Source organism: Sulfurovum sp., assembly GCA_026990595.1.
Taxonomy (GTDB): domain Bacteria; phylum Campylobacterota; class Campylobacteria; order Campylobacterales; family Sulfurovaceae; genus Sulfurovum.
Genome location: JALXCZ010000035.1, coordinates 82,622 through 98,337, shown reverse-complemented (window position 1 = coordinate 98,337; position 15,716 = coordinate 82,622). Strand labels below are relative to the sequence as shown.

Genomic DNA, 15,716 nt, shown 5'->3' with positions numbered 1-15,716 from the left:
CTTTATTCTTAATAATATTTTTGACAAACATCGTACTGCAAGCCAAAGACAACATAGAAGTCTATCATGCCTATGGTAATGCACATCATATTATTGTGCAGAGTAGAATGTTGCATAAAAGAGAATTTAAAAAGGTTAGCGATACTGATGGTTGGTTCACAAATGTATGGAGAAGAACAAAACAAATCGAAAGTGATGAAATTTCAGATGCTAACATTTTTGCTACCATCCAAAACAAAGAGTTTCATGTTAAAGGTGATGACGAAGGTTATTTTGAATTTAATATTACTTGTGGGTGATGTTTGGTGATAATGGCGAGAAAGATGCTGAGGTGTATAGAGAGATAAAGGAGAAATACCCTAAAAAGGTCAGGATGTATTATATTCGTGATGTAAAAAGCGGAGAGATTAAAGAGTATAATAAGCTATGAAAATTTTAATTATAGAAGATGATGCACATATCCTTTCCTTTTTAACAAGAGGACTCTGTGAAGACGGACATCTTGTGGAGAGCAGCCGGGATGGCAAAGAAGGTGAGTATATGGCAGGTACAAATGCCTATGATATTATCGTACTTGACTGGATGCTGCCTGAAAAAAATGGGTTGGAGATCTTACAGCATTTACGTAACAAACAGATAAAAACACCCATTATTATGCTTACAGCAAAGGATGAAACAGAAGATAAAGTAGCTGCATTGACAGCAGGTGCAGATGATTATCTTTCTAAACCTTTTGCCTATGAAGAACTGCTGGCAAGAGTAATGGCATTGTACAGAAGAAGTGCTATGGAGGGAAGTAATACCGTGAGCATACAAGATATTACACTTGACCTTGATGCAAGAACGGTTCAAAAAGAGGGTAAAACAATCTCTTTAAGCCAAAAAGAGTTTGAACTTTTACTCTTTCTTGTCAAACATAAAAACAATATGGTCACCAATACCATGATAGAAGAGCATCTTTGGAGCAGCTATACAGCTGTCAACAGTAATGTCATACCGGTAACGATCTATCATTTGAGAAAGAAAATAGGTAAAACACTGATCAAAAGTTTTAGAGGACTGGGGTATAAAATTGAAAGCTAACAGCTTAAAGACAAGGGTACTGTTCTGGTTTGGTGGTGTCAGTGCTGCTGTGTTGATACTTTTCAGTTTTGTATTTTATTATCTACTCGATCAAAGTATTACCTTAAAAATACAAACCCAACTATACAAACAAGCCATCCAAATTGAAGATAAAATAACCGCGAGAGAACCTATAGAACAAGTTTTACAGAACCTGTTGGCACAAGATTATGAAGCATCCGTATTCAAGACAGGCAAACTTATCGGACAAAGTAAGAACTTTCATCTAAGTAATCCCGGATTCTATGCCCGTTACAGTGACCGGTTTGTAATGCTTAAATCTGAAAAATATCTCAAAGGGATCTATGTGCTGACACTTTCAAAACCTTTTAACGGAAAACTGATCGTAACCACCCATGAGATCAATAATACGATCGAAGATATGGCAGATACTCTGTTAACACTTATACCCATGCTTCTTTTAACCCTACTGTTTTTAGGAAGTAAATTGATCGACAAGATATTGGTACCTGTCAAACACATTACTAAAACAGCTACCGAGATCAGCATCAACAACTTTTCAGGTACCATTTCAGTTCCTGATAAAGAAGATGAGATCAAAGCACTCGTTGAGGCATTTAATGACATGATAGTTAGACTGAAAGAAGGAGTAGACAACCTGAACCGCTTTAACAGCGATGTTTCACATGAGCTTAAAACACCCTTGACCGTCATCAAGGGTGAAATAGAGATCACACTTCGTAAACTGCGTAAACCAAATGAGTACATTAAAAGCATACAAACCATCGCGTACGAAGCTGAACAGATAGAACATATGGTAAAGAACTTACTATTGCTTACCAAATACAGCAAAGAGAACATTACGCGGACTTTCGAACACTGCCATCTTGATGCTATACTGCTAAGTACGCTTGAAAAATATGATGCTACAGGCAAAGAAAAACAGTTGCATCTCAACATAGAAAAACTTGAACCCATTGTGACAGAAGCAAATCCCATGCTTTTGTCGATGATCTTCTCAAACCTTATAGACAATGCGATCAAATATACGCCAAAGCACAAAAATATTACTATTTCACTTTACAGGGATGAGAAGATACATTTTATCATTAAAGATGAAGGTATAGGGATTCCCAAAGAGAAATTGTCAAAAATAACCGATAGATTTTACAGAGTCGATGAATCAAGAAATAAAAAGATCAAAGGGTTTGGTTTGGGGCTATCCATTGTCAAGAACAGTGTGGAGCTGCATGGCGGAGAAATGACTATCATTTCTGCAGTCAATCAAGGGAGTACGATACATGTTGTTTTGTAAAATTAAACCTTTCGGGTAGAGGGTACCCCCCTATTTACGGTTCCATAGCCGTATCACACTCAACCTGCAAAATCCCTACATCATCTACATCTATCCGTGCAGCTGTCAATTTTCCACCCCATAAACACCCAGTATCTAAAGCAAGGACATTCTCATCTTGATAAAACCCAAGTGTTGACCAGTGTCCGAAGATGATCTTTAGATCTATGCTTTTTCTGTTCTCACATTCAAACCACGGCTTTAAGCCTTTTGTTCTAAGCTTGTCTGTGGGTGCACCTTTTTGTTCAAAATCAAGGCGATGGTCTTTGTAGCAATAACGCATGCGTGTAAATGAGCTTACAATATAGCGGTCAATATCTATGCAGCTTGAATCCCTGTCAAAACGTTCTATACCATGTTTAAACATCGCTTTAAGCCATGCTTCTGCATCATCACTCTGCAGTCTCTCTTCTATACGCTTTGCATACTGAAGTGCCATCCCCAAGTCAAACTCCGGGGAGATACCCGCATGCGCCATGCAGTAGCCCAATCTGTAATCCACATGAAGAAATTTTTGCCCTCTAAGCCATTTAATGAGTTTTGAAGCATTGGGTGAGGCAAGTACAGGATCAATGGTCGGGTTGGACTTTTTGATACCATAGTAGGCTGCTATAAGGGTAAGATCATGATTGCCAAGAACGACCCTGACATTCTTTTTGATACTGTAGAGATATTCAAGCACTTCCAGAGATTTATTCCCCCTGTTGACCAAGTCACCTGCGAGCCATAATGTATCGTACCGTTCGTCAAACTGGATTTTTTGAAGCAGCCGTTGTAAAGCATCATAACACCCTTGTATATCACCTATCGCCCAAACACTCATCAACGTACCTTTGATGCAGTAAATAGTAAATAATGAATAGTGAATACTCTCATAGCAGCTTCTCTTTATATATTTTTACTTTTTCTTCAAATGACATTTTAGCATAAGCTGATGAAGGTGAAGGCAGATAGACTATCTCTATCTCCAGGTGTGAAAAATGTGTTTGAAAAAGAGCTTCCGCCTTTTTGCCTGTAAATGCCAATTTCGTGATGCTTGGATGTGCTTCTAAAAAACCTATGATGTCATTAACCTTTTCATTTTCCAAAGAGCTGTCAAGAGAGTTGTCACGAGAGCATTCTCTAACCATATCCCAAAGCCCCAACTTCGCTTCTTTGAGTAACCAAAGTTTTTGGTCACGGTTGTTTACAGGATAAGTCGTCACTGCTTCAAGAAGTTTCCAGAACTGGTTACGCGGATGGGCATAATAGAAGTTATTGTCAAAAGACTTGATGCTGGGGAATGAACCCAGTATCAAGGTTTCTGTGTCTTTAAATACAATAGGATCAAATGGATGTACTAAAATTTTGCTCAATGTATTCTCCTGTAGGGTGTTACCCTTACAACACCAATAAATATAAATACCATCATAAAGGTGTTGTCAGGGGGCAACACCCTACGGTTATTTACATGCCTTACGCATATTTTGTACGATCAGCACCAAAAGCGCCAAAGAAAAGATCTTAAAATTGATCTCACTCCCTTTATGTGTACTAAGAAAAGCAGCAGACTTTGTCATCTCTTCACCTGCCATTTGCATGGTCAAAATATCGGGCAGATAGTAGTACCCGAACATCAAACCTGTGGCTATGACAAAAAAAGTTGCTATTTGGGTAATGGTATCTCTCTCAAACTTCTTGTATTTGTACCCTTCATAAAGTGCTACAGCAATGACAGTCGTTGTTACCAGATAAGAAAGCTTCAGAAAATTCTGTGTCATAATAAGTCCTTCCTGATAATGGGTGAGTACTTCACTGCCTAACCAGTTTTCTGTATGAAAGGTCACCGGTGCTACGACTGCACCGGCAAAAAGCCCAGCTCCCAGTGTTACACCCAAAAGTATGAGGTAGGCTATTGTTGTTATTCTAAAATATTTTTTCATTTGTTTCTCCTGTAGGGTGTTGTACCATTACAACACCATAAATATTGGTTCTCTAACATATTTTTAATTTAAATTATTGGTGTCGTAATGGTACAACACCCTACGTAAACTCAATCACAAATCCTCTATCAAAGCCTGCTAAGTCCTGATAGAATTCAATGGATTGTACCCCAACTTCATTAACAAATTCTGAAATGGGTACTTTTTGGTCATACCCCATCTCACAACAGAGCCACCGAATACCTCTGCTCTTTACATCCAAAATGATCTGTATTAAAAGTTCATCACCGACTCTACCGCCAAAAAGTGCCTCTTTGGGCTCATAATCAATCACATTGGATGCAAGCAGACAATCTTCTGCAATATAAGGAGGGTTGGAGACCACAAGTTCAACAGGCTCACTCACTTTATCTATAAGATTTGATTTGCGAAGTTCTATCTGCCCGGTCAGTCCAAAAGTTTCCATATTTTTTTGTGCTACTTTCAGCGGTGTATCACAAATATCCGTAGCAATAATATTCAGATGAGAAAACATGCGTGCCAACATAATAGAGATCGCACCAGAGCCTACCCCTATCTCTGCAATCTTTGTAATATTCTCTTTTTTGATGATGTTTGCTACCAGATCAATAAGTATCTCCGTCTCAGGACGGGGGATAAGTACCCCTGGCTCAACAGCCAGATGCATATCATAAAAACTGACCTTCCCTGTAATATACTCATAAGGTTCATAGTTGGCACGTCTTTCAACCAGTTTGACAAAAGACCCAAAATCACTGATTTCTTCATTTTCCTGCATAAAGAGGTAAATACGGTCTTTTTCAAGATGGTATGACAAAAGCAGTTCTGCCTCGAACATAGGGCGTTCACATGCTTCTGAAAGTCGTTCTTTTGCCCAACTTAAAGCTTCCTTGATACTCTTTTTCAAATGTTTTACTTCTCTTCTTTGTCCATATAGGCAAAGATCCCATCATTTGGCAAAGCCGGCTCTTCAATCTTTTCTTCTTCTCCGATTATGACACCTGTAGCATCATAATTCATCGCTTTCAGGCGTTCTAAAACAGGCGGATGTGTGTGGTAAAAGAATATCACAAGCGGATGGGATTTTGGAAAGGATTTGTTCTCTGTAACCAGTTTAAGCAGTGCAGAGACCAGATACTCCTGTCCTCCCACTTTTGAGCCATAGGCATCTGCCGCATACTCATTGTGCTGCGAGACAAAACTCATGAACGGATTAAAGACAAAACTGACAAGCGGAAGCAGCAGCAGTAGCATCGCTATCTTCACACCGGCATGCGGGATGACACCCATTTGGGTAAAGAGTGTATCAGGAAGATGCCCAAAGAGATAGAATGCAATAAAGAGTAACAATCCCATGAGTCCGATATTTTTCCAGATATCTCCATGTGTAAAATGCCCAAGTTCGTGTCCGAGTACCGCCAATAACTCTTTGGTATTTAGTTTTTCTCTGAGTGTATCAAAAAGCACTACTCTTTTGGTTTTCCCCAACCCACCAAAAAATGCATTCAGTCTGCTGTCACGCTTACTGGCATCCATAATGAAAATACCGTCACTTTTCAGCCCGGCCTGATCCATAAGTTTGGTAATTTCTGTTTTAAGTTCACCCTCTTCTATGGGGGTGAACTTATTGAAAAGTCCCATAAAAGTCGGCATAAGCAAATTGGCAAGAACTGCTACGGTGAACATCGCCACGAATCCCCAAAGCCACCACATCTCGTAACGGCTGATGATCCAAGCCAAAAGTGCAAAAACAGCACCACCAATAATGATAAATAACAGTGCTGATTTCAGAGTGTCCATAATGAACATTTTAGGTGTCATCTTGTTAAAACCGAAATCTTCATCTATTTTAAACTTTTGATACAGTTCGAAAGGAAGTCCAACAATATAGTTGATCAGTATAAATCCAAATAAAAAGAGTACCGCCTGCAGTATATTCCCCTCTACCTGCACCAAAGAGGAGAGCCATGCAAACCCGGCAAAGACCCACCAGACAAACATCAGATAATCCACAAAATGCTCAATGATCGCTACTTTCTCTTTAGCCACGGCATAATTTGCTGCCACCATGTATTTCCCCGCAGGCATCAGCACCGGGTCTTTACGCTTCTGCTGATTGATATACCCTACCTGCATCACCGAGATATAGATCCGCATAAACGTATAGAGCGAATATATTCCTATAATAATTTCCAACATTTACTTTCCTTAAAAAATGAACAATAATCAAGCAAATATATCACGATGAACTTTATCAAGCCTTAAAAGAGTATAATTTCACAAAAAACAAAGGCAAGCATCTGTGGCACTCATAGACCTCTTCAATATCAAAAAACAGTACGACATCAAACGCCTTCTTGATAACGTAGATTTTCATCTGAATGTTGGTGAACGCATCGCTATAGTAGGGCAGAACGGATGCGGTAAATCAACACTGATGAAGATAGCCCTTGGAAGCGAAGAACCTACTGAGGGCAAACGTGTGGTCAACAATGATCTACAGATTGAAATGCTTGCACAGCAGCCACACTTTGATGCCTCACTAACCGTAAGAGATGCTATTTTAAATGAACTGACAGAACTTAGAAAGGCACAGGAATCCCATGCAAAACTCAGTGCCAAAGTTGCAGAGGATTTTGAGAACAAAGCCCTGCTTGCACAACTTGAAAGCATCTCTGCCTACCTTGATCACCACAATGCCTGGAACCTGGACGACAAAATAGAGCGTATCTTACAGGAGTTTAAACTCAAGGAGTACGAGAAACGTCTCGTCATCTCCCTCTCGGGAGGAGAACAGCGTCGTGTTGCATTAGCTTCTTTGGTGCTTAAAAAACCTGATGTGCTTCTATTGGATGAACCTACCAACCACCTTGATGTCTATATGGTGGAGTTCCTCGAAGAGATACTGCTTAAAGAGAAGTTCACCCTGCTCTTCATCTCACACGACAGACACTTCATTGACACCATCGCAACACGGGTCATAGAGGTAGAGAACCAAGGACTTGTCTCTTACAAAGGTGGTTACCGTGACTACCTCGTACAAAAAGAGGAACGCATGAAATCTCTGGCAAAAAGCCATAACACCCTGCTAAAAATGCTCAAAAGAGAAGAGGAGTGGCTGGGTAAAAGTGTACGTGCCAGAGAAAAACGTAACCAGGGACGTAAAGCAAGGGTATTTGAACTTCGTGAACAAGCCAAGAAAAACCCTACCCTCATTCGAAAAATGCAGGTAGAGCTGGAGCGTGAGAAAAAAAGCTGGAAAGGGGAAAAAGGGCTGAGTAAGCGCAAAATGCTCTTTGATGTTGAGCACTTACACTACAGCATTGCAGGCAAAAAGCTCATAGAAGATCTCTCTACCCGTATCTTGCAACGTGACAAGATCGCCATTGTGGGCATCAACGGTGCAGGAAAATCTACCCTCCTTAAATTGTTTCTTGAGCGTTTAAAACCAGATAGCGGCTGCATTAAAAAGGGAGATTTTACCATAGGCTATTTTGACCAGCATAGAGAAATGCTGGATGATGAGCATACCCTCATAGAGACCTTTTGTCCCGATGGAGGAGACCATGTAGATGTGCAGGGAAGCCACATGCATGTCTATGCCTACCTGAAAACATTTCTCTTTCCTGAAGAGTATATGACCAAGAAAATAGGACAACTCAGTGGCGGAGAGAAAAACCGTGTGGCTTTGGCACTGCTTTTTACAAAAAATGTTGAATGCCTGATACTCGATGAGCCTACCAACGATCTGGATATTCAAACCATTACCATCCTGGAAGACAAACTCATTGCTTTCCCCGGAGCTCTGCTTTTTGTCTCACATGACCGTTATTTTATAGACAAGATCGCTTCTAAACTTTTTATCTTTAAAGGGGATGGTCTGATAGAAGAATCCTACCAAAGCTATACGGAGTATTTGGAAACAGAAAAAGAGATGAAAGAGCTTGGAAGATTGGCACTGGAGCTAAAAACTGCTGCAAAAAAGGAAGAGAAACCCAAAGAGAAAAAACAGACCAAACTCAGTTACAAAGAACAGAAGGATCTTGATACGCTTCCTGATGAAATTGAAGCACTCGAAGTAGAGATAGATGAACTTAATGCCTGTTTGTGTGATCCCCAGTGCTATCAGGAGAAAGGGTTGGGAAAACTCAGTGAAACACTGGCTGAGATTGAAAAGATCTATGAGGGAAAGAGTGAACGCTACCTTGAAGTACTGGAACTCTACGAGGCATTGCAAAAACAGTAATTTTTTCTACCTGTTACGCTACATACGTTTATTGGTATACCTGCTACCAATAGATGATGACACTTCTTCTTCCCCATCGTAACGCTCTTCTTCGGTTCGTACCCATATAAATATCAATACGTCTTCTAAAACGTTTATTCATTTTGTCACGTACTGTATAGTAGCCAGCTAGTCCACCGATCCTTACTTTTGAACCGTTTCTCAAACCGTACCGTGTAAGCATATCACGAGAAACTGCAATGATCTTCATACCAGGACGTAAACGATTATTCCATGCCGCCAAAAACGGTGTTTTGTCTGTTTGTCTGCTGTGAGAGCTATAGGCAGTTGCCGTGACTCGCAACTTCCGTTTACCAAAACTACGGATCATTTTAGATTCATATGTGTATTTTTTTCTTTTTTTCAATTTGGCTTTAGCCAATTTCTCTTTTTTTGCTTTCTCTTTTGCCTGCTTTGCAAGCAACCTTTTTTGTTCTGCCTTCTTTTTCGCCAACATGTAAGGCAGTGGCAGAAGAATCTTTTGTCCTATACGTATAGGTGAATTTTTCTTTAGTTTGTTCAGTTTGATGATCATACGGGAGCTAAGATTGAACTCTCTGGCAATAGAACCCAGACTGTCTCCTCTTTCTACGATATACTCTGCCTTTACAAGGGTATCAATTCTCTTCTGACTGTAAGGTATGACCAATTTTTTACCTATGTGTATCGCTACACTCTTTTTTAAATGATTTAAAGCACGTAGAGTACTTGTCTTTATCCCGAATTTTGCAGCAATGGTACTAAGACTGTCACCTTTTTCAATAACATAGTAACCCCCTTGTGTTACTTGTTTCTCTGCAGGTTTTAATGTCTTTTTCTTTTTTACTTCCTTCTCTTTTGCGATCTTCAAAGCTTCTTGATTTTTTCTTTCTCTCTCTTCTTTTATCTTCTGCATTTTTTTCAAAAGTGCTTTTCTCTGTATTTTAAGTCTTTCTATACGAGAATACATTCTCTCTTTTTTCATTTCTTGTGTACTTGAAGATGCAATGGACACCGGAACCGGTGTAGTTCCTCTAAATCGTACAGATTCATTGATCTTAAGATATTTTTCGATCATATCTTCTACTGAAATGACCTTTATCGAAGTTTTTGGAGGTACCGGAAGTGTTTTGGCTACAATCAGTTTTTGTCTGTCTTTTTTATATTTTATCTCTTTAGCTTTGATGAATTTATGACTATAGGGATTACATTCTGTTATACCTCCCGTTACAACTCTACAATCTACGATCATTTTGGCCATAGAATTTTCAAGCAATAATAACGGTAATACAATAATAAATACCAGATTTTTCCTTGTCATGAATACTATACTGAACTATAGAAAGTTCAGCATCTCTCCTTTTATATCCTCTTTATCCACTACGATTGTATGTATCACAGGTTTATCGAACAATCCCTTTATCATTGCAGGTACAGATACATTTGCATGTTCACTTACCCATTTCAATGCTTCCGTGTCATCTTCTACTTCATGCCCCAGTGCTTTGGAAACAGCAGGAGAAAATTTCGTCCATTCCGCTGTTGAATAGACCACAGTAGGAAGTTTTTTTTCTCTTAAAGTTTCATACGCTCTCATGCATGTTGCTGTATGCGGATCCATGATATACCCTTTTTTCGCATACATGCCTACTACCGCTTCACACTCCATATCATCAGAGAATGATGCATCAAAATCTTCTCTAAGTGATCTCAGTTCAGCCTCTGTCAGTGTAAATTTATTTTTATTTGCTAGATCTTCCATAAGCTCTTTGGTACGAGCTGCACCAAATTTATCATACATGATACGTTCGATATTTGAACTTTTCAAAATATCCATCGCCGGTGATTCTGTCTGAACAAGCTCTCTGCTTGTCAGATCATAAACCCCTTCATTGATCCAGTCTGTCAAAATATTATTAATATTGGATGAGATAAGGATCTTTTCTATAGGGAGTCCTGCTTTTTTAGCATAATACCCGCCCAATGCATTTCCAAAATTACCGCTGGGAACGACCAGATAGATCTTTTCACCCATGTTTATCACATCTTTGCGTACCAACTCCAAATAGGAGTGAATATGATAGATGATCTGAAAGATGATCCTTCCAAAGTTAACCGAGTTTGCTGCTGAAAGCTTAATATTTCTCTCTTTTAACTCCTCCTTGAAATCTTCAGAGGCAAGAAGTGCTTTTAGTGTGTTTTGCGTATCATCAAAATTCCCTTTAACACCAATCACTTTAAGATTTGGGGCATTTTCGGTCACCATTTGAAGTCTTTGTACATCTGATGTACCACCGTCCGGGTAAAGACATGCTACTTTTACACCCTCCTGATTTTTAAACGTTTCCAAAGTTGCCGGACCGGTATCTCCACTGGTTGCTGCCATAATAAGGTAATTCTCACCTCTTTTTTGGGCTAATTTGCTTAATATGTACCCAAAAGGCTGTAGTGCCATATCTTTAAAAGCACGTGTCGGACCATGGTAAAGTTCACTTACAAAACAGTCTCTTTCTATTTGTGTAAGAGGCACAGGATTTTCAGGATCATCAAAAGTATCATAGCGTTTCAATGCTTCTTTGAGTACCTCTGTTTCTATGTCAATACCAAATGTCTGTAAAAAATCCAGTGCTAAAGTTTTATAATGACTTTGAAGATGTTTTGTTAAAAATGTTTCATCTATATCCGGCAATGATTCAGGAACATAAAGTCCTCCAAAACTGGCACTTGGGCTAAGTATCGCTTCTGAAAAGGGCACAGTTGATGGTTTTACTCCGTCATTTCCCCGTGTCTCAATAAATTGCATCTAATATTCCTTATTTATATTAAATATAATTATAGCCAAAAAAGCTAAGGTCTACTGCTTTAGAAGCTTGATCAAATAGAAATTCTTTGCACGTTTGAAACTATTTGTCTCACCGACAACAATCATACTTCCGTCACTCATTCGTGCTACACCGTGTGCCACATCTTTTCTCTCATCCCCATAAACATGCGACCAAATAAGTTCTCCCGCTTTGTTCAGTGCCAATACATAGGCACTATGATTTCCTTTCCCCAAAGTATTGGTTCCTCCGACCAATATAAAACCACCGTCACGGGTAGTTGCTACGGCATTACCGTATTCATAGTATTTAAATCCATAGATCTTGTGCCAGATCGTCTTCCCCTTTGCATCGATTTTCATAACGGTCAGGTCACTTTGGGAACTTCCGTAAGAACGTGTACTCCCAACGGCGACAATCCCATTATCTACTGTAGGGGTCACACCCAGAAGTATATCTTCGTACTCACCGCCAAAGTGTTTTCTCCAACGCATTTTTCCATTCTGATCAAGCTGCATAATAAGAAAATCACTATCTCCTGCACGTTCCAGCTCTCTATAGCCGACAAGAACCATCTTACCGTCACGTGTACGGGTTAAAGCTGTTGCAGCATCATCTTTTGAGCCACCTATTGTATGGGCATTGATCAACGCACCACTCTTTGAAAGTCTGGCAATATAGATATCTTTGTCTCCCTCTTTACTGTAAGATTCTGTGGCACCCACAATGAGCATCCCTCCATCATCCGTTCCCGCTATGCCTCCTGCATATTCATCACGTACACCGCCAAGTGTTTTCTCCCAGATCTTTTTACCGTCGAGGGATATTTTTGCCACATAGAGATCAAAGTCATAGTTTTTACTGAAAGATTTGGAACGTCCCAATACCAAAATACTTCCGTCAGCAGCACGGGTAATGGCTTTCCCCTCATCTTTTTTCTTACCACCGAGCCATAAACGCCACTGCATCTCTCCATTTGCATTCATGCGTGTGACACAGATATCTGTACGCTGTGCACCGTAAGACTTACAGGTACCTACAATAGCACTCTCCCCATTTTCAAGTGCAACAATGCCATAGGCAATATCATCTTCTTTTCCCCCATAGATCTTTTGCCATTGTGCATGATATGCTTCTTTTTTCTTTACAGTAGGTTCTTTTGCATTAATCGTCAAACTTAAAAGCAATAGACTCACTGTTGCATAAAATATTTTCATCATTTTTTATCCTTAAAATAATTATTTTTTATTATACTGTAAAATAATTATTTATACAAAAATATGATTATATTGAGAAAAATCCCGAGATTTAGCGTAAATTTTTGGTATTAGCGTAGTAAGAAGAGTATCTTTAGTATTTAGTGTATGTTTCAGAGTAACTACTCATACAAATAAAGTTGAATAGATAGGAAAAAGAATGTCTACTTACATAAGTAGTACTATCAAAACAGACACTAAAATACTTAAGAAATAGAAGAAAGAAGCTATCTAAAAGTCAGATATGCTTGTATACCTCTATTGGTAGTCTGGCATTCTACGAGAGACCCATGACTTTCCGCACTTACCTCGCGATAAGATTGGCTTTTTCAATACGGTATAACCGTATGTGGGATTGTATCATCTTGATACTTAAAGCAAACAAAGCATTACCTTAATCTTACCTAAGTATTACCTGTGGTCAGAGTTCTATACAGGTACCTACACCTGAACTTGTCAATATCTCTAACAGTAATGAATGTTCTACGCGCCCATCTATAATATGTGCTTTCTTCACCCCACCACGTAATGCTTCTATACAGGCATCCACTTTGGGTACCATACCACCACTGATCGTACCGTCACTCTTAAGTGCTTCTGTTTTAGCAATATCCAGATTGGTGATAAGTTTCATCTCTTTATTAAGTACGCCTGCTGTATCTGTCAAAAAGAGTACTTTTCTGGCTTCCAAGGCTACAGCTATCTGACTGGCAGCAAGATCTGCATTAATATTAAAACCGGGGTGCCCTACACTGCTGCTTGAGGCAATGGGAGCGATCACCGGAACAAATCCATCCTCTATGATATTATCTACGATCTCAGGATTGACATTCTCTATCACACCTGTATATCCGAAATTATCAAAATCTTTCGGTCTGGCTTCAAGGAATTTTGCATCTTTTCCGGAGATACCGATCGCTTTACCTCCATGATTATTCAGCAAGGATACGATCTCTTTGTTGATCTCACCGCTTAGTACCATTTCAGCAATACGCATGACCTCCTTGGTTGTTACACGCTGACCATCTACAAATTTTGTCTCTACACCAAGATCTGCCAAAAGGTCTGTAATACTTTTCCCTCCCCCATGCACGATGATCGGCTTCATACCGACAAGATGCAAAAGAACAATATCTTGTGCAAACTGTTCTTTAAGGTCATCACTGGTCTGTGCTGAACCACCGTATTTGATGACAATCTTCTCATTGGCAAATTTTTTAATGAATGGCAGTGCATCAAGCAGTGTCTTGACTACATCTATCTTACTTTTCATGTCCATATCCTTTGATATACGCATCCACTTGCATGAATATCTCATTTTTGATCTCTAATTTTAACTTCATTATGGAGAGTGGCAACTTAAATCCCTGCATTTTCACAGCATCCTTTTGCGTAACAAGCAGACTCTGGGCATCACACTCTTTCATAAGTCTTTGCAGCGATTCTTCTTCAAAATAGGCATGATCTTCCAGATAGACTTTCTGCACTACCCCTTCAGGCAGATAATGATCCAATCTATCCGGGTTGGAGATCGCTGTAACAAGCAACATCTTTGATTTCAAATCCGCATAACTCACTTTTCTTACAAAATCCTCTCCCTCTTTGGCTACAATATCTGCATATTTCTGCGTAAAACCAAATTCCCTGAAAGGTCCCGCAGGGAACGGCAGATGATTCTTGATCACTTCAGGCTCCAAAACAATCTCAAATTTCTCTATTTCAACACGATTGAATCCATCATCTAGAATAATAAGTTTCGCCCCCTGTTCTTTCGCCAACGCAATAGCCTTGTGCCTATCTTCACTTACGATCACCGAGGCATCAGAAAGAGCAGTTGCTATAAGCATCGGTTCATCACCACTTTGCTCCACTGAAGTAAGTATTTCTCCTTTTTGACTTACCTGCTGCAGCCCTTTGCTCTTTCTGCCATATCCGCGTGATATTACCGCTACATCTTTGTATCTTGAAGCCAAAGCAATGACAAAAGGAGTCTTCCCACTTCCTCCTACAATAAGATTACCAATACTTACAATAGGAATATCAAAACTTTTTTTAGGGGTCAATACTCTTCTTAAAAACATAAAAATACCATAAAGAAAAGCAACTGGCAGCAGTACAAGGATCGTTAGATAATGGTACCATTTCGGCGCAAAAAGCATCTGTTCATAAGCATAAGTCATTTACACTCTTTCGCACCGAGTTTTTTAATTTCACTGCAGGTAAACCCTGCCTCTTTTCGCGCATCCACATTAATATGCGGTCTATGTTTGGAAAGCAGTTTATAGCGTTCGAGTATTTCAAAATAGACACTTTCATCAAGCGCCTCTTTTTTGCAAAGGTACTTAAACCATTTATCACCTTTATGGACATGGTCTATCTCTTCTTCGTAGATTACATTCAGAGCATCTATGAGTTGTTTCACTAGAGGATTTTTGCGCCTATTATCCAATTTTTTAATAATCTGAGGGTTGACATCAAGACCGCTTGCTTCATAGTAACGCGGTATAATCGCCATTCTTTCAAGAACTGAGTTCGCCGTATGCTCAGCAGCATCAAAGAGCCCGCAATGTACAGGAAAATCTCCATATTCATAGCCTAAAGAAGCAAGGAGTTCTTTTAGCATTTTAAAATGACGTATCTCATCCTCTGCTACAACTAGCCAGTCTATTTTATATTCCATTGGCATATCCGGGAAACGGTAGACTGCATCAAGTGCCAAATCTATGGCAGAGTATTCAATGTGTGTAATAGCATGTACCAAAGTGCCCAAACCTTCATTGGTATCAAAATCTTTTCGTGCAGGCAACTCCCTGGGGTCGACTATGTGACACTTCGAAGCATAGGAAGGTCTTTCAAAAATCCTTGGCTTGAAATTATCCTCATACCTAACCTGATTTTGGCTACAATACTCCAAACACCGAACAGTCAATTTCTCTTTAAGAGAAATATCATCACTGAGAATAGCTTGTTCTAACACATCATATAACTTCATAG

General features: G+C 39.4%; 16 protein-coding genes and 1 riboswitch. Of the genes, 5 read left to right on the top strand and 11 right to left on the bottom strand.

The genetic code is table 11. From position 1 onward, the window contains the following. Positions 1-20 precede the first annotated feature (20 nt). From MVE01_RS07530 to MVE01_RS07515, 4 genes are read left to right on the top strand one after another with little or no spacing between them, the layout of a single operon-like run. Positions 21-299, top strand: coding sequence for a hypothetical protein (locus MVE01_RS07530; RefSeq protein WP_472561568.1), 279 nt, complete (start codon positions 21-23; stop codon positions 297-299). Next, complete coding sequence (locus tag MVE01_RS07525) at positions 299-430, top strand: phosphatase domain-containing protein (protein ID WP_472561567.1); 132 nt, start codon at positions 299-301, stop codon at positions 428-430. Before MVE01_RS07530 ends, MVE01_RS07525 begins: the two co-directional genes overlap by 1 nt. Next, positions 427-1,083 carry a response regulator transcription factor gene (locus MVE01_RS07520; RefSeq protein ID WP_472561566.1) on the top strand — a complete coding sequence of 219 codons (657 nt, stop codon included), beginning with the start codon at positions 427-429 and terminating at the stop codon, positions 1,081-1,083. Before MVE01_RS07525 ends, MVE01_RS07520 begins: the two co-directional genes overlap by 4 nt. Continuing rightward, the gene (locus tag MVE01_RS07515; RefSeq protein WP_472561565.1) at positions 1,073-2,398 is read left to right on the top strand and encodes a sensor histidine kinase; all 1,326 of its coding nucleotides are present in this window, start codon (positions 1,073-1,075) and stop codon (positions 2,396-2,398) included. The genes MVE01_RS07520 and MVE01_RS07515 overlap by 11 nt, the downstream gene beginning before the upstream one ends. A 34-nt stretch (positions 2,399-2,432) precedes the next feature. On the opposite strand, the gene MVE01_RS07510 is transcribed toward MVE01_RS07515, so the two are convergent. The 5 genes from MVE01_RS07510 to MVE01_RS07490 form a co-directional block, all read right to left on the bottom strand. Then, the gene (locus tag MVE01_RS07510) at positions 2,433-3,260 is read right to left on the bottom strand and encodes a symmetrical bis(5'-nucleosyl)-tetraphosphatase (protein WP_472561564.1); all 828 of its coding nucleotides are present in this window, start codon (positions 3,258-3,260) and stop codon (positions 2,433-2,435) included. A gap of 49 nt (positions 3,261-3,309) precedes the next feature. Further along, complete coding sequence (locus tag MVE01_RS07505; protein WP_472561563.1) at positions 3,310-3,792, bottom strand: DNA-deoxyinosine glycosylase; 483 nt, start codon at positions 3,790-3,792, stop codon at positions 3,310-3,312. Between the two features lie 87 nt (positions 3,793-3,879). After that, entirely contained in the window at positions 3,880-4,359 is a 480-nt protein-coding gene (locus tag MVE01_RS07500) for a DUF4149 domain-containing protein (RefSeq protein ID WP_472561562.1), read from the bottom strand. A 100-nt stretch (positions 4,360-4,459) separates the two neighbouring features. Continuing rightward, positions 4,460-5,287: a peptide chain release factor N(5)-glutamine methyltransferase gene (gene prmC / locus MVE01_RS07495; RefSeq protein ID WP_472561561.1), complete on the bottom strand. Its 828-nt coding sequence runs from the start codon at positions 5,285-5,287 to the stop codon at positions 4,460-4,462. Positions 5,288-5,292: 5 nt separating this feature from the next. Beyond that, on the bottom strand, positions 5,293-6,579 hold the full coding sequence (locus MVE01_RS07490; RefSeq protein ID WP_472561560.1) for a M48 family metallopeptidase: 1,287 nt from the start codon (positions 6,577-6,579) through the stop codon (positions 5,293-5,295). Between the two features lie 103 nt (positions 6,580-6,682). Between MVE01_RS07490 and MVE01_RS07485 the strand changes: the two genes are divergently transcribed. Next, positions 6,683-8,626: an ABC-F family ATP-binding cassette domain-containing protein gene (locus tag MVE01_RS07485; protein ID WP_472561559.1), complete on the top strand. Its 1,944-nt coding sequence runs from the start codon at positions 6,683-6,685 to the stop codon at positions 8,624-8,626. A gap of 43 nt (positions 8,627-8,669) precedes the next feature. Here the strand turns inward: MVE01_RS07485 and MVE01_RS07480 are convergent, their stop codons facing one another. From MVE01_RS07480 to MVE01_RS07455, 6 genes are all read right to left on the bottom strand, one after another. Further along, positions 8,670-9,965: a 3D domain-containing protein gene (locus MVE01_RS07480; RefSeq protein ID WP_472561558.1), complete on the bottom strand. Its 1,296-nt coding sequence runs from the start codon at positions 9,963-9,965 to the stop codon at positions 8,670-8,672. Positions 9,966-9,980: 15 nt separating this feature from the next. Then, positions 9,981-11,447, bottom strand: a complete 1,467-nt coding sequence (gene thrC, locus MVE01_RS07475; protein ID WP_472561557.1) for a threonine synthase — start codon at positions 11,445-11,447, stop codon at positions 9,981-9,983. A gap of 51 nt (positions 11,448-11,498) precedes the next feature. Further along, a complete protein-coding gene (locus tag MVE01_RS07470) occupies positions 11,499-12,686 on the bottom strand; it encodes a hypothetical protein (RefSeq protein WP_472561556.1) in 1,188 nt (395 codons plus the stop codon). 296 nt (positions 12,687-12,982) lie between these two features. Next, positions 12,983-13,057: riboswitch (cyclic di-GMP riboswitch) on the bottom strand. A gap of 86 nt (positions 13,058-13,143) precedes the next feature. After that, positions 13,144-13,995 (bottom strand): acetylglutamate kinase, encoded by an 852-nt coding sequence (gene argB, locus MVE01_RS07465; protein WP_472561555.1) that lies wholly within the window; start codon positions 13,993-13,995, stop codon positions 13,144-13,146. Next, positions 13,985-14,902, bottom strand: coding sequence for a tetraacyldisaccharide 4'-kinase (locus MVE01_RS07460; protein WP_472561554.1), 918 nt, complete (start codon positions 14,900-14,902; stop codon positions 13,985-13,987). Before MVE01_RS07460 ends, argB begins: the two co-directional genes overlap by 11 nt. Further along, on the bottom strand, positions 14,899-15,714 hold the full coding sequence (locus tag MVE01_RS07455) for a ferritin-like domain-containing protein (RefSeq protein ID WP_472561553.1): 816 nt from the start codon (positions 15,712-15,714) through the stop codon (positions 14,899-14,901). The genes MVE01_RS07460 and MVE01_RS07455 overlap by 4 nt, the downstream gene beginning before the upstream one ends. Positions 15,715-15,716: the final 2 nt, after the last annotated feature.